Origin of the sequence: Burkholderia sp. B21-005, assembly GCF_020843965.1 — a bacterium.
Taxonomy (GTDB): domain Bacteria; phylum Pseudomonadota; class Gammaproteobacteria; order Burkholderiales; family Burkholderiaceae; genus Burkholderia; species Burkholderia ambifaria.
In genome coordinates this window covers 687645-710084 of the sequence record NZ_CP086302.1, presented here as the reverse complement: position 1 = coordinate 710084, position 22440 = coordinate 687645, and the positions used below count along the sequence as shown (strand labels likewise).

At 66.2% G+C, this 22440-nt stretch carries 16 protein-coding genes and 1 tRNA gene; 5 read left to right on the top strand and 12 right to left on the bottom strand.

What is annotated here, in order from left to right; translation table 11 throughout:
• The first annotated feature begins 22 nt into the window (after positions 1 to 22).
• Positions 23 to 343, top strand: a complete 321-nt coding sequence (locus tag LMA02_RS19575) for a hypothetical protein (protein WP_166725899.1) — start codon at positions 23 to 25, stop codon at positions 341 to 343.
• Positions 344 to 453: 110 nt separating this feature from the next.
• Here LMA02_RS19575 and LMA02_RS19570 read toward each other — a convergent pair whose 3' ends face one another.
• From LMA02_RS19570 to LMA02_RS19555, 4 genes are all read right to left on the bottom strand, one after another.
• Positions 454 to 798, bottom strand: coding sequence for a DUF4148 domain-containing protein (locus tag LMA02_RS19570; RefSeq protein ID WP_166725900.1), 345 nt, complete (start codon positions 796 to 798; stop codon positions 454 to 456).
• Positions 799 to 997: 199 nt separating this feature from the next.
• Positions 998 to 2410 (bottom strand): NADP-dependent phosphogluconate dehydrogenase, encoded by a 1413-nt coding sequence (gene gndA / locus LMA02_RS19565; protein WP_228909455.1) that lies wholly within the window; start codon positions 2408 to 2410, stop codon positions 998 to 1000.
• A 97-nt stretch (positions 2411 to 2507) separates the two neighbouring features.
• A complete protein-coding gene (locus LMA02_RS19560; protein WP_228909454.1) occupies positions 2508 to 3149 on the bottom strand; it encodes a DUF938 domain-containing protein in 642 nt (213 codons plus the stop codon).
• Positions 3146 to 4042 carry an NAD-dependent protein deacetylase gene (locus LMA02_RS19555; protein WP_228909453.1) on the bottom strand — a complete coding sequence of 299 codons (897 nt, stop codon included), beginning with the start codon at positions 4040 to 4042 and terminating at the stop codon, positions 3146 to 3148. Before LMA02_RS19555 ends, LMA02_RS19560 begins: the two co-directional genes overlap by 4 nt.
• A gap of 1108 nt (positions 4043 to 5150) precedes the next feature.
• Here LMA02_RS19555 and LMA02_RS19550 point away from each other — a divergent pair.
• The 3 genes from LMA02_RS19550 (at position 5151) to LMA02_RS19540 (ending at position 11475) form a co-directional block, all read left to right on the top strand.
• A complete protein-coding gene (locus tag LMA02_RS19550; RefSeq protein WP_228909452.1) occupies positions 5151 to 6110 on the top strand; it encodes an LLM class oxidoreductase in 960 nt (319 codons plus the stop codon).
• A gap of 145 nt (positions 6111 to 6255) precedes the next feature.
• Positions 6256 to 8721, top strand: coding sequence for a mechanosensitive ion channel domain-containing protein (locus LMA02_RS19545; RefSeq protein WP_228910058.1), 2466 nt, complete (start codon positions 6256 to 6258; stop codon positions 8719 to 8721).
• 918 nt (positions 8722 to 9639) lie between these two features.
• On the top strand, positions 9640 to 11475 hold the full coding sequence (locus LMA02_RS19540; RefSeq protein ID WP_228909451.1) for a S53 family peptidase: 1836 nt from the start codon (positions 9640 to 9642) through the stop codon (positions 11473 to 11475).
• A 148-nt stretch (positions 11476 to 11623) separates the two neighbouring features.
• On the opposite strand, the gene LMA02_RS19535 is transcribed toward LMA02_RS19540, so the two are convergent.
• From LMA02_RS19535 to LMA02_RS19505, 7 genes are all read right to left on the bottom strand, one after another.
• Positions 11624 to 13174: a phospholipase D family protein gene (locus LMA02_RS19535; protein ID WP_228910057.1), complete on the bottom strand. Its 1551-nt coding sequence runs from the start codon at positions 13172 to 13174 to the stop codon at positions 11624 to 11626.
• Between the two features lie 312 nt (positions 13175 to 13486).
• Positions 13487 to 13565 (bottom strand) — tRNA-Ile (locus LMA02_RS19530).
• A 138-nt stretch (positions 13566 to 13703) separates the two neighbouring features.
• On the bottom strand, positions 13704 to 16121 hold the full coding sequence (gene rpoD, locus LMA02_RS19525) for an RNA polymerase sigma factor RpoD (protein ID WP_228909450.1): 2418 nt from the start codon (positions 16119 to 16121) through the stop codon (positions 13704 to 13706).
• Between the two features lie 88 nt (positions 16122 to 16209).
• Positions 16210 to 18075 (bottom strand): DNA primase, encoded by a 1866-nt coding sequence (gene dnaG / locus LMA02_RS19520; RefSeq protein WP_228909449.1) that lies wholly within the window; start codon positions 18073 to 18075, stop codon positions 16210 to 16212.
• 72 nt (positions 18076 to 18147) lie between these two features.
• Positions 18148 to 18594, bottom strand: coding sequence for a GatB/YqeY domain-containing protein (locus LMA02_RS19515; protein ID WP_006751744.1), 447 nt, complete (start codon positions 18592 to 18594; stop codon positions 18148 to 18150).
• Between the two features lie 185 nt (positions 18595 to 18779).
• Positions 18780 to 18992 carry a 30S ribosomal protein S21 gene (gene rpsU, locus LMA02_RS19510; protein WP_006751743.1) on the bottom strand — a complete coding sequence of 71 codons (213 nt, stop codon included), beginning with the start codon at positions 18990 to 18992 and terminating at the stop codon, positions 18780 to 18782.
• A gap of 105 nt (positions 18993 to 19097) precedes the next feature.
• Positions 19098 to 20324: an NAD(P)/FAD-dependent oxidoreductase gene (locus LMA02_RS19505; RefSeq protein WP_267478997.1), complete on the bottom strand. Its 1227-nt coding sequence runs from the start codon at positions 20322 to 20324 to the stop codon at positions 19098 to 19100.
• Positions 20325 to 20446: 122 nt separating this feature from the next.
• Between LMA02_RS19505 and tsaD the strand changes: the two genes are divergently transcribed.
• Entirely contained in the window at positions 20447 to 21487 is a 1041-nt protein-coding gene (tsaD, locus tag LMA02_RS19500; protein WP_105786713.1) for a tRNA (adenosine(37)-N6)-threonylcarbamoyltransferase complex transferase subunit TsaD, read from the top strand.
• A gap of 100 nt (positions 21488 to 21587) precedes the next feature.
• Here tsaD and folE2 read toward each other — a convergent pair whose 3' ends face one another.
• Positions 21588 to 22397, bottom strand: a complete 810-nt coding sequence (gene folE2 / locus LMA02_RS19495) for a GTP cyclohydrolase FolE2 (RefSeq protein WP_006751740.1) — start codon at positions 22395 to 22397, stop codon at positions 21588 to 21590.
• Positions 22398 to 22440: the final 43 nt, after the last annotated feature.

Sequence of the window (22440 nt, the reverse complement as noted above, 5' to 3'; positions counted from 1 at the left end):
CGCCAATGACGAGGAGATCAACATGAACAATGCGATGTTTCTGTCCGTGCAGTTCAACGCCGAGGATTTCGCCGGTTCCAGCGGCCTCGTCGAATTGCTCAATCGGCACCTGCTGTTCGCGACGGACGTCGCCGAAGCCGCGGACGCCCTCGTCCAGCTGGCGAGCGTCGCGCACCTGAGCGGCGCCACCCGGCACAGCGTCGAGCTGCCGGTGCTCGCTATCGAGCGGCTGCGCGACGCGCTCGATACGCTGAGCGGCTACGACGAAGCGTGGCTACAGGCGCTCGAGCCCGCCGATGCGCTGTTCCGGGACATCGGCCGCGGCCCGCGGCCGCTGCACTGACGCGGCAGGCACCAATGAAAACAGCCCGTCGTTCCGTGATGCGGAACGACGGGCTGCGTGTACTGCGGGGGTCGGATCAGGCCGCGCATGCGGCCTGCGATCGATGACGATTAACGACCCTTGTAGACCGGTGCGCCATCCGACACGCGCTTCACTTGCCAGCCGGTCTTGGCGGCTGCCGGAGCACCCGACTCTTGCTGGGCGGCCGGTTGCGCGCCGTAGCCGGTCGTATCGGCGGCAGCGACGTTCTGTTGCGGGCTCAGACGGGCTTCAGCTGCCTGGATGCCTGCCGGGTAGTCGGTACGGTCGCTGCCCAGCTTGTAGCCGGCCTGTTGCAGCTGGGCCAGTTCGGCCTTGACCTGCGCACGGGTAACGGGCGCGTTCTGTTGGGCAAACGACACGGCGGGAACGGCGAGGACAGCAGCTGCAGCGAACGTTGCGATCAGCGATTTCATGATTACCTCCGGGATTTTTTTGCTTCGCCGCACACACCATGTCTGCAGCGATTGAACAAAGTTTAGTCCGGAGATCACCTAGGGAAAACCATGAAAGAACGAAAACACTGTTTCCGCGGAGCCAACAATTCCGGGATCCGGAAACGAAAAACCCTACTCAAAGAATAGATTTTCGCAACAATACCGTCCTCGCAGCCCGTTACGACCAGTTCGCGTGGAAGCTGCCCGGCTTGTCGGTGCGCTCGAACGTGTGTGCGCCGAAGAAGTCTCGCTGCGCCTGCACAAGGTTCGCCGGCAGCCGCTCGGAACGATAGCTGTCGAAGTACGCGACCGCCGACGCGAACGCCGGCACCGGCACGCCGGCCTTCACCGCGGCCACCACGACGTCGCGCAGCGATGCCTGGTAGTTCGCGGCGATGTCCTTGAAGTACGGGTCGAGCAGCAGGTTCGCGAGCGCCGGATCCTTCGCGTACGCGTCCGTGATCTTCTGCAGGAAGCGCGCGCGGATGATACAGCCCGCGCGGAAGATCTTCGCGATCGTCCCGAGGTCGAGACTCCAGCCGTACTCTTCGGACGCCGTGCGCAGCTGCGCGAAGCCCTGTGCGTACGAGATCACCTTGCTCAGGTACAGCGCGCGGCGCACCGCTTCGATGAACGCGGCGCGATCGCCGTCGAGCGGCGCGGCGGCCGGGCCCGACAGGATCTTGCTGGCCGCGACGCGCTCGGTCTTCAGCGACGACAGCACGCGTGCGAACACCGACTCGGTGATGAGCGGCAGCGGCACGCCCAGATCCAGCGCGTTCTGGCTCGTCCACTTGCCGGTGCCCTTCTGCGCGGCGCGATCGAGGATCACGTCGACGAGGTGCTTGCCGGTTTCGTCGTCCTTCTTGCCGAAGATCTTCGACGTGATCTCGATCAGGTAGCTGTCGAGTTCGCCCTGGTTCCACTCGGTGTACACCGCGCCGAGTTCGTCGTTGGTCAGGCCCGCGACGTCCTTCAGCACCGCATAGCTCTCGGCGATCAACTGCATGTCGCCGTATTCGATCCCGTTGTGGACCATCTTCACGTAATGACCCGCACCGTCAGGGCCCATGTACGCGACGCACGGCTCGCCGTCCGACGGCGCCTTCGCGGCGATCTGCTTGAGGATCGGCTCGACCAGGTCGTACGCGTCGCGCTGGCCGCCGGGCATGATCGACGGGCCGCGCAGCGCGCCCTCTTCGCCCCCCGACACGCCGGTGCCGATGAAGTGCAGGCCCGATTGCGCGAGTTCCTGGTTGCGGCGGATCGTGTCGGTGAAATGCGTATTGCCGCCGTCGATCAGCACGTCGCCCTTCTCGAGCAGCGGCTTGAGCGATGCGATCGTCGCATCGGTCGCTTCGCCGGCCTTCACCATCATCAGGATCCGGCGCGGCGTTTCGAGCGACGCGACGAACTCCTCGAGCGTATAGGTCGGTACCAGATTGCGACCGGGGAATTCGGCGATCAGTTCGTCGGTTTTCGCGCTGCTGCGGTTGTACACCGACACCGCATGACCGCGGCTCTCGATATTGAGTGCGAGATTGCGGCCCATCACCGCGAGCCCGATCACACCGATTGCTTGTTTGCCCATTATTCAATTCTCCGGAAAAAGCGGGGCGCGACCCGAACCGGGCCGCGCGCACAGGCGAAAGGATAGTGGAAACCCGGCCGCGATGCGCGCCGGCGTGTCATTGCTCCGCGTGCGGCAGCCGGCGGAACACGACGCTCAGGTTGTTCGCCGGCATCTCGATGACCTCGATGCAGTCGAGCCCGCGATCGAGGCCGAGCGCAACGACCGCCTCGAGATCGCGCACGCCCCACGACGGGTCGCGGCTGCGCAACTGCTGGTCGAAGGCTGCGTTGGACGGCGCCGTGTGCCGGCCTTCGCGACGATACGGGCCGTACAGGAACAGCACGCCGCCCGGGCGCAGCGCGCGCGACGCGCCGTCGAACAGCGCGTCGGTGCAGGCCCACGGCGAGATATGAATCATGTTGATGCAGACGATCGCGTCGAGCGCCGCGGCCGGCCACGACGCGTCGCGCACGTCGAACGCCAGCGGCTCGGCCAGGTTCGCGAGGCCGGCATGCGCGACCCACGCGGCGATCGAGCGGCGCGCGTGCGCGTCGGGATCGCTCGGCTGCCAGCGCAACCCCGGCAGCGCCTGCGCGAAATGGACCGCATGCTGCCCGGTGCCGCTCGCGATCTCGAGCACACTGCCGCTCGCCGGCAGCACGCGGCGCAGCACGTCGAGGATCGGCCCGCGATTGCGCTCGGCGGCCGGCGCCGACAGCCGCGCGGACGGATCGGACGAAGACGTCGGCCCGGTCACGATGCGTGCTCCGGCGCACCGCCAGAAACGCCCAGCCGCGCGTTCAGCGCGTCGAGCGCGGGCGCGCAACGCGCCTCGACCTTCAGCGCCAGCATCGGATCGGCGCGCGTGCGGCCAAGATTCAGCGCGGCGACGGGCTTGTTCCGTGCCTGCGCCCACACGCAGAACCGATAGCCGGAATACACCATCAGCGACGAGCCGACGACGAGCAGCGCATCGGCCGCATCGAGCGCCTGCGACGCCAGCGCGACGCGTTCGCGCGGCACGTTCTCGCCGAAGAACACCACCGCCGGCTTCAGCAGCCCGCCGCAGGCCGGGCAGGCCGGAATGCGGAACGTGTCGAGCGCGGCCCATTCGAGGTGCGCGTCGCCGTCGGCGGCGGGCTCCGCCTGCGCGCCCAGCAGTTCCGGGTTGTCCGTTTCGAGCACGGTCTGGATCGTCGCGCGCGCGTGATGCGCGCCGCAATCGAGGCACGTGACGCGGTCGATGCCGCCATGCAGTTCGATCACGTCGCCGCTGCCCGCGCGCTGGTGCAAGCCATCGACGTTCTGCGTGACGAGGCGCTCGATCCGGCCGGCGCTGCCGAGCCGCGCGAGCGCGACGTGCGAACGGTTCGGCTGCGCGCGGCCGACCACGGGCCAGCCGATCATGCTGCGCGCCCAGTAGCGTCGGCGCGCCGCGTCGGAACCGAGGAATTCGTGCAGCTGGATCGGCGGCGAGCGCATCCATTGACCGTTGCGGTCGCGATAGCCGGGAATGCCGGAATCCGTGCTGATGCCCGCACCGGTCAGCACGAGCAGCCGCGGATGGCGCTCGACGAACGTGTGCAGCGCATCGAGCGCGGCCGGATCGATGCTGGCGGATGAGGGGTCGTGCAAGGCGGTGTCGTTCATGTTGGCGGCGCGTGTTCGGGCGCGGCGGCAGGTCGTGCACCGCACGGGCGGCCAGCGCGCCAGCACATGATACAGAACGCCGCGCGATCGGGCCGGCGGTCCGCGCGCGAGACCGGTGCACAAAAAAAGACGCCCATCGACCACATGGCGATGGGCGCTTCAACAATTGATCCATCGGGGTAGTGGATCAACTGACAGCACAATGTCATCGGATCCGCCGCGGCGCGGCCGGCGGACCTTTCCCCTGAACTACACCTTCGATTTACTGATGTTGCGCGGAGCGCCGCGCTGGACCGCATGCGGCACGCATGCGCATGCGTCGGGCGCGGTGCGCCTGCGTTTCGCGCGTCGGCATGACGATCCGGAGGTCATGGTCGCCCATCTGCATGCACCGGCAGTTCATCCTCGACGACCGACCGGCAATCGTCGGCCTCGCGCGTCACGCCTGCACGTCGTCGTTCGGAACGAATCCGGTTGGTTCGGATGGAACGGAAGGCCGCGCGCTCACGTCGCCGCAATCAACGGCGAGGCAGATTCACGGGCAGGTCGGCGATTCATGTTTGCAACACGGCGCGTTGCGATTCGGTCTGTTTTCATTCTCTTGTCCCCGTCTTCTGTACGTCCGACCCACTGAAGCGATCGCCCGGCCCCTGCTGCGCCCGCGATCGCGCTCACGGCCCATACAGATATGCAAGGAGCGCACCATGCTTCGCGGCGCAAGGCCGCGCGGGCCGGTGAAATGACCCCGATGCAAATCGCACGGCGACAGGAATGCGTGAATGTTTCGAAAGTGAAACGACGGGAAACGGCCGGCGCGATCGACGGCGGCCGGCGCAACGCGGGCGTTGCAGGAACGGGACGCGTGGCCGGCCGTACACGTGCACCTACACGATGCCGACGAGCCGCTTACAATCGCCCGACGCTGACCGCGTTCGCCGCGCGGCTCTCGCACGTCGGCGCCGAAGCGGGCGTCGCGACGCGTGGCGGAGCGCCTCGGCCTCGCGCCGCGCGACACGACGCTGCGGATCGCATCGCGGGCGTCGCGAACACGTTAGCATTCGGACACCGTATGGCGCGCGAGCGCTCGCCCCGTCTTCAAGGAATGCACATGCCCCTGCCCGCCTTCGACCGCGCCGACGTCGCGCATCGCGTCTTCTCGGCCGAGCGGCTGTCGATCGGCCTGACGTTGCCGCTGCTGCGCAGCGGTCGTGCCGTCGCGGATTTCAACGAGCAGCTCGAACTCGCGGCGCTGGCCGATTCGCTCGGTTTTCGCGCGCTGTGGATTCGCGACGTGCCGCTGAACAGCGCCGACTATCCCGACCCGGTCGGGCATCTCGATCCGTGGGTGCTGCTCGGCGCGCTCGCGGCGCGCACGCGCCGGATCGCGCTTGCGAGCGGCGCGATCGTGCTGCCGCTGCGTCATCCGCTGCATGTCGCGAAGGGCGCGCTGTCGGTCGCGACGCTGTCCGGCGGACGCCTCATCCTCGGCCTCGGCTCCGGCGACCGACCGCCCGAATATGCGGCGTTCGGCGTCGATGCGCAAACGCGGCGCGACCGGTATCGCCGGCATTGGGACATCGTCGCGGCCGCGCTCGCCGTGCCGTCCCGCGTGCTGCCCGACGAAACGCCGCCCGACGCACCCGACTTCACGCTGCTGCCGCGCGGCGATGACGCGGTGCCGATGCTCGCGGTCGGCTCCGGCGGACAAAGCGTCGACTGGATCGCACGGAATGCGATCGGCTGGATGACGTATCACCGCGATCCGGACACGCAGCGTGCGCGCTATTCGATGTGGCGCGCGGCGGTCGAGCGGCTCGCACAACCGGCGTTTCGTGCGTTCGGCGTGTCGATGCGGCTCGATCTCGATGCGAACCGCGATGCGCCGGCCACCGCGCTGTCGCTCGGTTACGCAACCGGGCGGAACGCGCTGATCGGCATTCTGCGGGACATGCGCGCGGCCGGCACGCACCATGTCACGCTGAATCCCGGCTCGGACCGGCCCGTGCGCGAGGTCATCGAGGAAATCGCCGAGCACGTGCTGCCGATCTTTCACGACGAGCCAAGCTGATTCGTCAGGAACGCATGCCGCACGCGGTATGCCCGAATCGAATATTCATCGACGGAACTATTCGGTTGCGATCGCGATCATGTTAACTTCCGTCCATCGTCCAGACCGGTGGGCCACGCTTCGATGCGCGCCCGCACGCCTACTCATGCGACATTTCCTGCTCGGCTGGCTGCTCGCCGCCGTCGTATCGGCCGCCCACGCGGCCGCCCCCGCCCAGACCACCGCATCGGCCGCCTCCGGCGCCGTGCCCGCGCTGACGCCGCAACAGGCGCAGCAGGCCCTCTCCGTGCTGCAAAACCCGCGCGAGCGCGAACAGGTCGAAACCACGTTGCGCGCGATCGCGGCCGTCGGCGTGCTGAGCACGCCCGCGCTGCCGGCGAGCGGCGCGGCGCCGGCCAGCGCGGCATCGGCTGCCGCCGCCCCCGCCGCGCTGACGACGAACGGGCTCGCGTCGATGGTCGTCCGGCAGGGATCGCGCTGGGCCGCCCAAATCGGCGGCGCGCTGCACGAATCGCTGCGCTCGCTGCTCGATGTCGGCTCGGTGGGCAACTGGTGGCACGAGCGGCTGGTCCGCGCCGACGCACGTGCGGACCTCACGCGCGCGATCGGGATCATCCTCGCCGTGCTCGTGCCCGCGTTCGTCGTCGAATGGTTCGCGAGGCGGTTGCTGCGGCGCGCGCTGGCCGCCCTGGGCGTGCGTCGCGCCGAATCGTCGCGCCTGGCCGACGACGAGACAGCCGAGCCAGTCGGATCCGAGCCGCCCGGGCCGGACGACGACACGGCGCCAGCCTCAACGGTCGACTCCGCCGCCAACGCGGACGCCACCGGCACGCCTGATACGTCGTCGCAAGGCCGCGGCCATGCGCGGCGCAACACCACGCTGCTGCGCCGGATGCCGCGCGCGCTGATCAGTCTCGCCTTGCGGGTCGTGCCGCTGCTGGTGTTCGTCGGCGTCGCGAGCCTGACGATGTCGTTGCTCGACGACGCCGGCACGCCGACCGAAATCGCGCTCGAATCGCTGATCGACATCTACGTGATCTGCCGCCTCGTGACAATCGTCAGCCGGCTGTTCTTCCAGCCCGATGCGCCGCAGCTGCGGCTGCTGCACATCAGCGATGCAGGGGCCGCGTTCGCGCAGCGCTCGATCGCGCGGATCGTGATCGTCCTCGGCGCCTGCACCGCCGCGGTCGAGATCGCCGGGAGCTTCGGCCTCAGCGACGCCGGTCACGTCGCGCTGCTGAAGGCCGTCGCGCTCGTCGGCCACCTGATGATCTCGGCGCTGATCCTGCAGTGCCGCCAGCCGGTCGCCGCGCGCATCCGCGCGGCCGGCGACGAGCGGCCGGCCTTCGCGATGATCGGCAATGCGCTCGCCGACGCGTGGGCGCCCGTGTCGGTGTTCGTCGTGATGGCGTTGTGGTTCGTGTGGGCGCTCGACGTCCACAACGGCTACCGCGTGCTGATCACGCTCGGCGGCCGCTCGATCGCCGTGATGGTCGGCATGCGGATCGTGTCGATCGTCGTGTTCGGCGCGCTCGCGCGGCTGTTCCAACGCCGCGACGACGATCGCACGCTCGTCCATCTGCACGCGTACCGCTACTACCCGCTGATGCGCCAGATCGTGTCGGCGGTGATCGCCGTCGTGACCGTCGTGCTGCTGCTGCAGACCTGGGGCGTGCCGATCTTCCATGCGTTCGGGACCGGCACGATCGGCCATCGGCTCGCGTCGGCGCTGATCACGATCGCGATCGCGGCCGTCGTCGCGCTGATCGTATGGGAAGCCGCGAACATCGCGATCGAGCGGCGCCTGCAGCTGTGGACGCGCGAAGGCAACCTCGTGCGCGCGGCGCGGTTGCGCACGCTGCTGCCGATGCTGCGCTCGCTGCTGTTCATCCTGATCGCGCTCGTCGTCGTGCTGACGGGCCTCAGCGAAATCGGCGTGAACATCGGCCCGCTGCTCGCCGGCGCCAGCATCTTCGGCGTCGCACTCGGCTTCGGCTCGCAGAAGCTCGTGCAGGATTTCATCACCGGGATCTTCCTGCTGATGGAGAACGCGATGCAGGTGGGCGACTGGGTCACGCTCGCCGGCGTGTCGGGCACGGTCGAATACCTGTCGATCCGCACCGTGCGGCTTCGCGCGGGCGACGGGTCGCTGTACACGATCCCGTTCAGCTCGGTGACGACCGTCAACAATACGAACCGCGGGCTCGGCAACGCGGCCGTCAAGGTCAGCATCGCTTACGGCCAGGACATCGATCTCGCGATCGCGACGCTGAAAGAGATCGGCGCCGCGTTGCGCGACGACCCGAACTACAAGGACGGCATCCTGTCGGATTTCAGCTACTGGGGCATCGACCAGGTCGACGGCGCGATGATCGCGCTGGCAGGACAGATCCAGTGCAAGGACTCGGCACGCTGGAGCGTGCAGCGCGAATTCAACCGGCGGATCGCGGTGATGTTCCGCGAACGCGGGATCCGGATCGCGAATCCGCAGCGCAGCCTCGTCGCATATGACGAAGGTTCGCGGCCCGTGGGCCCCGAAAACGATGGCGATGCCGCCGGCATGCCTGTCGCCGAGACGCGTCCCGCCCCGCCGGAGCGCAAGCCGAACTGATCGCGCGTGCCGTGGGCTTCTTCGTGCGCGGCACGCGCTTCGATGCGTCGGCCGGTGCAGCAGCCTTCGCCGCGCGTTTCACGCCCACGCCGCGCTGTAAGCCGGCCGATGTTTCGTCGGCAATTGCACCGCGCTGCGCATGCCAGTGTTCGAGGCGCTCGCCCGGCAAAGTTCGTCAATGGCGCCGGCATCGCACTCGAATCCGGCGTTCCGCACCGGACGTCATGACACACGGTGCATTGCGCGACGGATGACCGGCACCGCCGACTCGAATGTTTCTTCCACAACGGTTCGCCCATTACGATTCGAACCGCGAATGATCCGGCCGATGAAGTTGCGATTACAACCAAATCGGGTTTCGGAAATTACAAAATACCCCCGATCTTTTCAAAAGCATTTCAGCTTAATTCATTTAATTTTGTTTCATATAATCAGAAAAAGTTTGACAGCGAACTTTCGTTCTTGATACCGTCCGATGCAAGCAATCTGACACATTGCAAACCACGCAATCGATCCGCTCGACGCATTTCGCTTCCGCCGCACCGAAGTTCTCGCCGCCGACCACCTCTCTTCCGTCGGCGCATGCAACATCCCGATGCATTTCATTGGGCAGCTGCCGTCCGGCAGCGGGCCGAAGGACCGAACCGAATGAGCAGGACACCGAAACTGTTGCTCTAGCCATTCCCGCCCGCATCAAGCCCGCTGGCGCGGCCACCCGAAACGTGGCGCAGCGCCACCACTACGTAGCATTCCAGCATTTCGCTCCCGGAGGTCACCACCTTTCCGGATCGGGCGAAAGGCCCCGTCGCGTCCGCGCCATCCACGCGAGCGCGGCGGATATCGGCGGCACACGATCCGCGCCGCTGTCGACTGTTGTTGTTCATGCCGTTCGATGTTCAACCGGAGGGGTAATTCAAAATGAATCAGGTTGCAGACAAGAAACAAAAGCACATCCGCATCGTCAAGCTCGCCTTCGCCGCCGCGGCAGCCGCTTCGTTCGGCATGACGGCCGTCCATGCCGCACCGGCCGCCGGCTGGACGGAAACGCGCACCAAGGGATTCCTGCCGCTCGTCCAGCAGGGTGAAAGCAGCAGTACCGCCGGCGCACCGGCGGCCAGCACCGCAGCTGCTGCTGCCGCTGCCACCGAGATGGCGCCCGGCGAATCGGTGGACATCGTGCTCGGGCTGAACCTGCGCAACGAAGCGCAACTCGACCAGTACCTGCGCGACCTGCATACGCCCGGCTCGCCGCACTACAAGCAGTTCCTCACGCCGGCGCAGTTCGCCGCGCAATACGCGCCGACCGACCAACAGGTCGCCTCGGTCGTCTCGCACCTGCGCAAGGCAGGCTTCGTCAACATCGTGGTCGCGCCGAACCGCCTGCTCGTGTCCGCATCCGGCACCGCGGCAACGATCAAGTCGGCCTTCCGCACGACGCTCAAGCGCTTCACGCGTAACGGCCGCAGCGTCTACGCGAACACCGACGCCGCGCAGGTGCCGAACGCGATCGGCGGCATCGTCGGCGCCGTGCTCGGCCTGCAGAACGTCGAGCTCATGCATACCGGCGCGGGCGGCAAGCCGCAAGGCAACACCAGCAACCTGACGATCCCGGCGGGCGCATCCGCGGTGCCGCACAACCCGACCGAGTTCTCGTCGCTTTATGGCGGCGACGGTACGCCGACGGCCTCGCAGACCACGGTCGGCATCATCTCCGAAGGCGACCTGTCGCAGACGGTCAGCGACCTCAACACGTTCGCCGCGAACAACGGCCTCGGCACGATCAGCAGCAGCGTCGTTCCGACAGGGCCGTCAGGCAGTTCGTACACCGATACATCCGGCACCGTCGAATGGAACCTCGACAGCCAGTCGATCGTCGGCGCCGCCGGCGGCAGCGTGAAACAGGTCGTGTTCTACGTCGCGCCGTCGATGACGCTCACGGCGATCACCGCCGCGTACAACAAGGCGGTGAGCGACAACGTCGCGAAGGTCATCAACGTGTCGCTCGGCGTGTGCGAATCGTCCTCGTACAGCACCGGCTCCCAGGCGACCGACGACACCATCTTCAAGCAGGCCGTCGCGCAGGGGCAGACCTTTTCCGTGTCGGCCGGCGACCACGGCGCATACGAATGCGCGAGCGGCACGCCGTCGCGCTCGACCTACACGGTGAGCGAACCCGCGACGTCGCCTTACGTGATTGCGGTGGGCGGCACGACGCTGTTCACCAATACGTCGACCAACGCGTACAACAGCGAAATCGTATGGAACGATCCGAGCTGGCAGGCAGGCACCGTGTGGTCGACGGGCGGCGGCTACAGCAAGTACGAAGCCGCGCCGTCGTGGCAATCGTCGAGCCTCACCGGGTCGACCAAGCGCGCGCTGCCGGACGTCGGCTTCGACGCCGACCTGCGCACCGGCGCGATTCTCGTGGTGAATGGCCAGACGTCCGACACGCTGTGGGGTTCGGGCTACCTGAACAACGAAGGCGGCACGAGTCTCGCCGCGCCGATCTTCACCGGCATCTGGGCGCGGCTGCAATCGGCGAACAACAACGCGCTCGGCTTCCCGGCGTCGAGCATCTACAAGTACTTCCCGACCAACGCGGCCCTGCTGCACGACGTGACGTCCGGCAACAACGGCAGCGGGACGTATGGCTACAAGGCAAAGGCCGGCTGGGACGCGACGACGGGCTTCGGCAGCGTGAACATCTCGAAGCTGAACACGTTCATCCAGAGCACGTCGGATTTCGCGCGCTGATCGTGCGGTGAGCGGTGCGGTTCCGGGCGCGGACGATTTCGCACGCCCGCCCGGAACCGTGTGCGCGGCGATCCGGGTGTCGCGTCCGGATCGACGATGTGCGTCCGTATACGCCGCCCGCCGTTGTCGCGGGCAAGCGGGATCACGATCACAGCTGCGATTCGATCGGAAACAAGCCGAGAAACCACACTTCCATGCGTCGTGCCGCCGACACTTCCGGTTCGTGATCGAGCTCGGTCGCCTTTCCGTCCACGTCGGTCTGAATCCACTTGAGCCGCCCCTTGCCGGCCGAATCGGTCCTCGATTCGACCCGCCATGCGATTCGATCGAGCCGCGGCTCCAGGTCCGTCGCGACTTCGGACGCAATGGCCGGACTCTCGCAATAAACGCCGATCTCGGTGTTGAGGTTCAGCGAGCGCGGATCGAGGTTCATCGAGCCGATGAAAATGCTCTTGCGATCGAACACATACGTCTTCGCGTGCAGCGACGCACGCGACGAACCGATGATGACCTGCTTCGAAATGCTCTTGTCGCCGGACGGCCGCCGCTCGTAAAGCCGCACGCCGGCCTCCACGAGTTCCCGACGATAGCGCCGGTAACCGGCGTGCACGGCCGCGACGTCTGTCGACGCGAGCGAGTTGGTCAGGATCGTCACGCGTACGCCGCGCGCCGTGAGCGCACGCAGCCGCTCGACCATGTCCTTGCCTGGCACGAAATACGGCGACACGATCAGCAGTTCGTGCTCGGGTCGCAACGCGAGCGCGCGCAGTTGCGGCATCAGGTGCCCTTCGGTGTCCTTCGGGGCCCGCGCAATCTTCGCCGGATCGTCGTACAGGACCGTCGCGTGCCCCCACGACAACTCCGTGCCCTGGCCATGCACGATCTGGTCGAGCCGCTGGCGCGCCTCGAGCACGTACGGATTGTCCTCCATTGCGCGCAGGTAATCGCGCAGCCGTTCGCGCTCGCGATCGAGGCCGCCCGGCGCGGCGTCATGCCCGACCAGCGCATTGACCGAAAACGCATACGGCGAATTCCAGAACGTGTCGAACTCGGTCGAGATGTCATTCACGACGGGACCGTGCACGACCACGTCGAGGTCGCCGAATTCCAGCATCGACGACGCGCCGAAGTACTCGTCGCCGATGTTGCGGCCGCCGACGATCGCCGCCTGGTTGTCCGCGATCATCGCCTTGTTGTGCATGCGCCGGTTGACGCGCGAGAACTCGAACACTGTGCCGATCTTCTTGAAGTGGCGCGTCGCGACCGGATTGAAAAGCCGGATCTCGATGTTCGGATGCGAGCTGATCTCGAGCAGCTTGCGATCGTCCGCATTCGTTCCGAGATCGTCGAGCAGCACGCGCACGCGTACGCCGCGATCGGCCGCGCGGATGATCGCGTCAGCGAGTTCGTGTCCGGTCAGGTCGTCGTGCCAGATGTAGTACTGCAGGTCGAGCGAGCGGTCCGCGCGATCGGCGAGCAGCACGCGCGCATCGAGTGCGTCGACGGGATCGCGCAGCAAATGAAACGCGTCCTGCCCCGGATGGGAGGCGGCCTGCTGGCGGAACGCGATGCCGAGGCGCGTGTTTGCGGTGTCGGCGTATGCATGCGTCGGCTCGCGATCGATCTGCGGCGGCAGGCTGGCGCACGCGGCGAGCATCAGCAACGAGAGAATCGCACCCCACGAACGCAGCATGATCATGATGGTCGCCCCCACTGTCGGGCGAAGTCGGTGTGTGTTTGTTATGGCTGCCGGACAGAGCGCGGCGCTGGTCTGCGGTTCGCGTGCTCGACGAATCCCGATCGTGCGCGCAGGTCGCGCTACAGCATACTTCGATTGATATCGGGACCGCACGCCCTCCGTGTTTTCCCGGTGGCGGCGATACGACATGCGGCTTCGGCACGGACGTGTTCAGTACGTTCGATATATTCTGGCGGCGCACAAAGAAAAACCCGCGAAGCGTTGCTGCATCGCGGGTTTAGAGACTTTCCTGGATGACCCTGAAAGAGAATCTGGTGGGCCCCCCGGGAGTCGAACCCGGCACCAACGAATTATGAGTTCGCTGCTCTAACCAAGCATGAGCTAGGGGCCCAGATGAGAAGCATGGCGTGCTACATGTCGCCCCGGCAACGAAGCCGGGCCGGCATTGTAACAACAAAGACGACAAAGGAGACAAACGCCACCGGCATCACGCGGATACCGGCGGCGTTCGCAAGTGAGACGCTGGAAATCAGTTCCCTTCGAGGAACGACTTCAGCTTGTCGGAACGGCTCGGGTGACGCAGCTTGCGCAGCGCCTTGGCCTCGATCTGACGGATCCGCTCACGCGTGACGTCGAACTGCTTGCCGACTTCCTCGAGCGTGTGATCGGTGCTCATCTCGATACCGAAGCGCATCCGCAGCACCTTCGCCTCACGCGGCGTCAGCGAGTCGAGCACATCCTTCACGACGTCGCGCATGCTTGCATGCAGCGCGGCATCCGCCGGCGCGACCGTGTTGTTGTCCTCGATGAAGTCGCCGAGATGGGAATCGTCGTCGTCACCGATCGGCGTTTCCATCGAGATCGGCTCCTTCGCGATCTTCATGATCTTGCGGATCTTGTCTTCCGGCATCTCCATCTTCTCGGCGAGCGTTGCCGGATCCGGCTCGAGACCGGTTTCCTGCAGGATCTGCCGCGAGATGCGGTTCATCTTGTTGATCGTCTCGATCATGTGAACCGGAATACGGATCGTGCGCGCCTGGTCCGCGATCGAACGCGTGATGGCCTGGCGGATCCACCACGTCGCATAGGTCGAGAACTTGTAGCCGCGACGGTATTCGAACTTGTCCACCGCCTTCATCAGGCCGATGTTGCCTTCCTGGATCAGGTCGAGGAACTGCAGGCCGCGGTTCGTGTACTTCTTCGCGATCGAGATCACGAGACGCAGGTTCGCCTCGGTCATTTCACGCTTCGCCTGACGCGCCTTCAGTTCGCCGGCCGCCATCTGGCGGTTGGTTTCCTTCAGGTCCTTCAGCGGCAGCACGACGCGCGCCTGCAGGTCGAGCAGACGCTGCTGCTGTTCGCGGATCGCCGGGATGTTGCGCGCCAGGACCGCGCTGTACGAATGGCCTTCGGCCGTGATCTTCTCGGCCCAGTCGAGATCCGTCTCGCTGCCCGGGAAGCGCGCGATGAATTCCGAACGCGGCATGCCGCACTTGTCGACGACGATGTGCAGGATCTGGCGCTCGACCTGGCGCACTTCGTCCACCTGCGCACGCAGCGTGTCGCACAGGCGCTCGACGGTACGCGCGGTGAAGCGGATCGTCATCAGCTCGGTCTGGATCGTTTCCTGCGCCTTCAGGTAGGCCTTCGACTTGTAGCCTTCCTTCTCGAACGCGCGGCGCATCTTGTCGAACCACTCGCTGATCTGCGAGAACTTGTCGAGCGATGCACGCTTGAGGGCTTCGAGCTGGGCGGCGTTGGCCGACGCCTGTGCGGCACCGTCGTCCTCCTCCTCTTCCTCTTCTTCCTCTTCCTCTTCGGCTTCCTCGTCCTCGTTCTCGATCGCTTCGGCTTCCTTCGCGGAGAAACCGTCCGTATCGGCGGAGTCCGAAGCATTCGGATCGAGCAGGCCGTCGACGAGTTCGTCGACGCGGATCTCTTCGTTCGCGACGCGCTCGGCCATCGCGAGGATGTCGGCGATCGTCGTCGGGCACGCGGAGATTGCCATCACCATGTGGCGCAGGCCGTCCTCGATCCGCTTCGCGATCTCGATTTCGCCTTCGCGCGTGAGCAGCTCGACCGTGCCCATCTCGCGCATGTACATCCGGACCGGATCGGTCGTGCGGCCGAATTCCGAATCGACGGTCGACAGCGCGACTTCCGCTTCTTCCTCGACTTCATCGTCCGACGACGCGGCCGGCGCGTTGTCGTTCAGGAGCAGCGTTTCCGCGTCCGGTGCCTGCTCGTATACGGCCACGCCCATGTCGTTGAACGTACCGATGATGCCTTCGAGGGCTTCTGTCTCGGTGAAGTTGTCCGGCAGGTGGTCGTTGATTTCGGCATAGGTGAGGAAGCCGCGCTCCTTGCCGAGCTTGATCAGCGCGCGCAGCTTCACGCGGCGCTCTTCGAGCTCCTCGGCCGTGCCGGGCGTGCTCGTCGCGAACGCTTCCTTCAGCAGCGCCTTTTCCTTGGCGCGACGATCGCGCACCTTGGATTTGCCCGGAGCAGCCGCGGCTGCGGGCTGCTCGTCGCTCTGATTTGCGTCGTCATCGACGGATACTTCGTTCAGCTTTTTGGTCATGGAGTTCGCCGTACCGGCTATATCGACTCGCGGCTGCTGGACGACAGCCGGTTGAACCGTGGGTGCATGAGTAGTACGTACTGCCGTTTCGTCCGCGGCGGCAGTCGTGTCCCTTGCGCTTTTCGCACTTGCCCGCTTCGCCGCCGGCTTGGCCGGCCCGGAGTCGGGTCTGGCGGCAGCCCGTGTTCTGGCTGCCGACGCCGGCGCAGCCTGAGCAGTGCCGGCCGCGGTTTTCTTTCCTGCAGGGGCAGACGTGGCTGAAGACGTTGTCCTGGTGGAAGAAGCAGACTTGGCCGCTGTGACCTTCGTGGTCGGCTCCGTCGAGCCCTTGCCTGTTGCTTTCTTTCCGCCTGTCGTCTTTGCCATCGCGATTCTCGCCTCTGCTTGGAAAACAAACCGCTGGAAACCTTATATTATAGCACGCTGGGGAGCCCTCTCCTGGCGCCCCGGCCGCCTACAGCCCGAGCCGACGCTTCATGTCGGTTCGCTGCTGGTTCAATTCCGTCAATTCGGCCAATTCCTCGGGTGTGAAGGTGGATTGCCGCGCCAGCCGATCGAGCCGGTCGCAGCAAGCGTCATAGCGCATCTTGAGCACCGCGGCCTGCAGTTCCTCGCCCGCGATCCGTTCCTGTTCGCGCTGCCGCTCAGGCACCGTCTCGTCTTCCGGATTCTGTAGCAGCAAGTCGCGGACGTTTTCATCATAGTCCAGAATTTCGCGGAAGATTTCCTCGTAAGTCGCCCCGTTCGAGGATGTGCGCAGCACGTCCGACAGCAGCCGGAACTCCGCGCCGTCGCCCAGCGCACGCGCATGCTCGACGACTTCGGCGAACAACTCGCCGATGCGCGGCAGCGCGCGCAGGGTCGCAAGCTGTTCGTCGTCGAGCTGCGACGCGATCCGCGGATGCATCACGAGCGTACGCAACGCCCGCTTTTCGCTGTCCGTCACACGCCGCCGCTCGCTGCGCGGGGGCGCCTGGCGCGCCGGCACGGCAATGCGCGCATCGACATCCGACAGCCCCGCGACTTCCTCGAACGGGATATCGAGACGGTCGGCGAACATGTGCATGATCTGCGCGCGCAACGCGTTTGCCGGCAGCGCCTGCAGCAGCGGCTTCGCGTCGAACAGCGCCTTCGCGCGACCTTCCGGCTGATCGAGCGCCTTGCCGGCAATTGCTTCGTTCAACAGAAATTGCGACAGCGGCATCGCACGTTCGACCTGCTCGGAGAACGCGTCCGCGCCGAATTCGCGTACGTAGCTGTCCGGATCATGTTCGGACGGCAGGAAAAGGAATCGGATCGTCCGGTTGTCCGCCGCATGCGGCAGGCACGCCTCGAGCGCGCGGCGCGCCGCACGCCGGCCGGCCGAGTCGCCGTCGAAGCTGAAAATGACCGTATCGGTCTGGCGCAGCAACTTCTGCACGTGGATCGGCGTGCACGCCGTGCCGAGCGTCGCGACCGCGTTCGGGAAGCCGAGCTGCGCGAGCGCGACGACATCCATGTAGCCTTCGACGACCAGCACGTACTTGCGCTCGCGGATCGCGAGGCGCGCCTCGAACAGCCCGTACAGTTCGCTGCCCTTGTTGAACAGCGGCGTTTCGGGCGAATTCAGGTACTTCGGCTCGCCGCTGCCGAGCACGCGGCCGCCGAACCCGATCACCTGCCCCTTCACGTTGCGGATCGGGAACATGATCCGCTCGCGGAACCGGTCGTAGCGTCGCGCGACGCCTTGCGCGTCGGTTTTTTCGCTGACGATCACGAGCCCCGATTCGACGAGCGACTCGTCACGGTAGTCCGGGAACGCGGTTTCGAGGTTCTGCCAGCCGTCCGGCGCATAGCCGAGACCGAAGCGCGCGGCGATCTCGCCGGTCAGGCCCCGGTTCTTCAGGTACTGGATCGCGACGGTCGCGCCGCGCAATTGCTTGCGATAGTAGTCGCACGCAACGGACATCACGTCGGACAGCGCCGTCGCGACCGATTTCGACACGGGTGCCGGATAGTCGCCGCCGCCACCACCGCCGCGCATTGACGGCTCGTGCGGCACGGTCAGTCCGACCGATTGCGCGAGTTCCTGCACGGCTTCCGGGAACGTGAGCCCCGCGTGCTCCATCAGGAAGCCGATCGCCGTGCCGTGCGCGCCGCAGCCGAAGCAGTGATAGAACTGCTTGGTCGGGCTGACGGTAAACGACGGGCTCTTCTCGTTATGGAACGGGCACAGCCCCATGAAGTTGGCGCCGCCCTTCTTGAGCTGCACGTACCGGCCCACCACGTCGACGATATCGACGCGGTTCAGCAAATCCTGCAGGAACGAATGCGGAATCACCGTGGGATCGAGCGAAAAAAGGACAATACGATGCCCCGGCGCACGCGCATGCGACGCGCCGGGAAGCGGGTTTTACTTCGACAGCGCGGCCTTGACCTGCGCGGAGACAGCGGTCATGTCGGCACGGCCGGCGAGCTTGCCCTTCAGCACGCCCATCACCTTGCCCATGTCCTGCGGGCCGGCTGCGCCCGTTGCCGCGACCGCGGCCTGGACTTCGGCGGCCACTTCCGCGTCCGACAGTTGCGCAGGCATGTAGGCGCCCAGCACGGTCAGTTCGGCCTGTTCCTTCGCGACGAGATCGTCGCGGCCGGCGGCCTGGAACTGGCTGATCGAGTCCTTGCGCTGCTTGATCATCTTGTCGATCACGGCGGTGATGCCCGCGTCGTCGAGGGTCACCTGATCATCGATCTCGCGTTGCTTGATCGCGGCCAGCAGCAGGCGAACCGTCGCCAGACGCTCGCTTTCCTTCGCGCGCATCGCGGCCTTCATGTCTTCGCTGATCTGCTCTTTCAAACTCATCTTGCACCCGGGATGGAAACGTGACTTCGACGCCCGTGAATGGACGTCAACACAAAAACCCGCTTGGGACTATGTCTCAAGCGGGTTGCTCGAATCCGGCATCGGCGACTCGCGGCCCCTGATCAAGACCGATCGTGCGGAGGTCGCCGGTGCGCCGCTCAGTGACCCGCGCGGCGCTCACTCGTTCAGTACAGCTTCTTCGGCAGCGTCTGGCTGCGAATCCGCTTGTAGTGACGCTTCACTGCTGCAGCCTTCTTGCGCTTGCGCTCGGCGGTCGGTTTCTCGAAGAACTCCCGCGCACGAAGCTCGGTCAGCAGACCGTTCTTCTCGATCGTGCGCTTGAAGCGACGCATGGCGACTTCGAACGGCTCGTTTTCTTTAACGCGAATGATCGTCATGATCCGACACGAATAAAGGTTTGCACTGAAGATTTACGAGTATAGCAGAGCGTCGTACAAAGACCTAAGGGCCGGGTCCCGTCAACGGCGGGCCTGCGCGGACCATCAGACGCCGCGCGCAAACTCCGCCGCCGCCTGCCCGGCCGCCGTGCCGGACGCCCACGCCCACTGGAAGTTGTAGCCGCCGAGCCAGCCCGTGACGTCCACCGCCTCGCCGATGAAGAACAGCCCCGGCACCCGCGCACTCATCATCGTCGCCGACGACAGTTCGCGCGTATCGACGCCGCCCTTCGTCACCTCGGCCTTCTTGTAGCCCTCGGTGCCGTTCGGCGTCAGCGTCCAGCCGGACAGCGCGTCGCCGATCTGGCGCAACGTCTTGTCGGGCAGGTCCGCGAGCCGCGCGTCGGCCGCGACGCGATGCGTGTCGAGCCAGACGTGCGCGAGACGCGACGGCACCCAGTCCGCGAGCAGCGAGCCGATCTGGCGCTTCGACGTGCGCTTCGCGTCGAGCAGGTCGGCCACCACATCGCGCTGCGGCAGCAGGTCGATGCGGATCGGGTCGCCGGACTGCCAGTAACTGGAGATCTGCAGGATGCCGGGGCCCGACAGGCCGCGATGGGTCAGCAGCAGATCCTCGACGAATTCGCCGCCGCGTTTCTTGTCACCGGTCGACACGCGCACTTCGAGCGACACGCCGGACAGCGCCGCGAACGGCTCCCAGTCGTGCTGCGCGAACGTGAGCGGCACGAGCGCGGGCCGCGTATCGACGAGCTTGTGACCGAACTGCTTCGCGACCCGGTAGCCGAAGTCGGTCGCGCCGATCTTCGGGATCGACAGGCCGCCCGTCGCGACGATCAGCGCGCGTGCGCGGATCGGCCCTGCCTGCTGCGTGTCGAGCGTGAAGCCGTCGGCCGCGTGGCGCACCGCATCGACGACCACCGGGCGGCGCCAGGCGATGCCGCCCGCGTCGCATTCGTGCTTCAGCATGTCGATGATCGCATCGCTGCCGTGGTCGCAGAAGAGCTGCCCCTTGTGCTTTTCGTGCCAGGTGACGTGATGGCGCTTGAGCAGCCCGAGGAAGTCGCGCGGCGTGTAACGGGCGAGCGCCGAGCGCGCGAAATGCGGATTCGACGACAGGTAGTTGTCGGGGCCTGCGTAGAGATTCGTGAAGTTGCAGCGGCCGCCGCCCGAGATGCGGATTTTCTCGGCGAGCCGCGGCGCGTGGTCGATCAGCACCACGCGGCGGCCGAGTTGCCCGGCGACCGCGGCGCTCATCATCCCGGCGGCGCCCGCGCCGATCACGGCGATGTCATAAGTTTCCATGGCGCGGATTGTACCTGCCCGGCCTCCGGCCCGGGCCGTCCGCGGCGACGACCGGCCCCCGCCTGCTATAATTTCCGGTTACGTCGACCTTCCTGCGGCGCGCTCGATAAAGCGCGCCCCCGCCCTTACCCATGCTCGTTCTCGGCATCGAAAGCTCCTGCGATGAAACCGGCCTCGCGCTCTACGACACGCAGCGCGGCCTGCTCGCGCACGCGCTTCATTCGCAGATCGCGATGCATCGCGAATACGGTGGCGTCGTGCCGGAGCTCGCGTCGCGTGATCACATCCGCCGCGCGCTGCCGCTGCTCGAGGAAGTGATGGCGCAAAGCGGCACGCACCGCGACGACATCGACGCGATCGCGTTCACGCAAGGCCCCGGCCTCGCCGGCGCGCTGCTGGTCGGCGCGAGCATCGCGAATGCGCTCGCGCTGGCATGGAACAAGCCGACCGTGGGCATTCATCACCTCGAAGGCCATCTGCTGTCGCCGCTGCTGGTCGACGAGCCGCCGCCGTTCCCGTTCATCGCGCTGCTGGTGTCGGGCGGTCATACGCAACTGATGCGCGTGACGGACGTCGGCGTGTACGAGACGCTCGGCGAGACGCTCGACGACGCGGCCGGCGAAGCGTTCGACAAGACGGCAAAGCTGATCGGCCTCGGCTATCCGGGCGGCCCGGAAGTGTCGAAGCTCGCGGAAACGGGCACGCCGGGTGCGGTCGTGCTGCCGCGCCCGATGCTGCATTCGGGCGATCTCGACTTCAGCTTCAGCGGCCTGAAGACAGCCGTGCTCACGCAGATGAAGAAATTCGAGGCGGCGAAGCTGGAAGGCGAAGCGCTCGAGCGCGCGAAGGCCGACCTCGCGCGCGGCTTCGTCGACGCGGCCGTCGACGTGCTCGTCGCGAAGTCGCTCGCCGCGCTCAAGCAGACGAAACTCAAGCGCCTGGTGGTCGCGGGCGGCGTCGGCGCGAACCGCCAGTTGCGCGCGGCGCTGTCGGCCGCCGCGGCCAAGCGCGGCTTCGACGTGCACTATCCCGATCTCGCGCTCTGCACCGACAACGGCGCGATGATCGCGCTCGCCGGCGCATTGCGGCTCGGCCGCTGGCCCGAGCAGGCGAACGCCGACTACGCGTTCACGGTGAAGCCGCGCTGGGATCTCGCGTCGCTCGCACGCTGATTCGCGCAACCCGATACCCTACGCGCCGGCGCACGCCGGAAAACAAAATGGCCGCTCGATGAGCGGCCATTTTTCATTGCAGCGGCAAAACGACGCAGCGTTACGCGGCGTGTCGCTTGTCGCGCTCGATCAGCGCATACGCGCTGTGATTGTGGATCGACTCGAAGTTCTCGGCTTCGAGCACGTACGCAACCACGCGCTCGTCCGCATCGAGACGCTGCGCGACGTCGCGCACCAGATCCTCGACGAACTTCGGGTTTTCGTACGCACGCTCCGTGACGAACTTCTCGTCCGGACGCTTCAACAAGCCCCACAGCTCGCACGACGCCTCTTCTTCCGCAATGCGGATCAGCGCCTCGACCGGCAGGTCGGCCGCGAGCTCGGCATCGATCGTCACGTGCGAGCGCTGGTTGTGCGCACCGTACTGCGAGATCTTCTTCGAGCACGGGCACAGGCTCGTCACCGGCACGAGCACCTTCAGGAACAGGCGCGTTTCGCCGTTGCGGCTTTCGCCCGCGAGCGTCACTTCATAGTCGAGCAGGCTCTGCACGCCCGACACCGGCGCCGTCTTGTTCACGAAGTACGGGAACGTGACCTCGATGCGGCCGGCCTCGGCTTCCAGCCTCACGAGCATCGACGCGAGCATCGCGCGGAAGCGCTCGACCGTCAGCGGCTCGCGACTCTCTTCGAGCAGAGCGACGAAGCGCGACATGTGCGTGCCCTTCTGATCGGCGGGCAGGCGCACGTCGAGGTTCCAGACGCCGACGGTCGGCTGCACGTCGCCGCTCTCGGTGCGCACCGTCAATGGATGCCGGACCGCCTTCACGCCCACGCGCTGAATCGGAATCTGGCGGGTATCCACCGTGCTCTGCACGTCGGGCATCACGAAGGCGGGATTCATCTGGTTCATCTTGTTCAATCCTTGTAAGCCGCGCGTTCGACGACGCGCACGC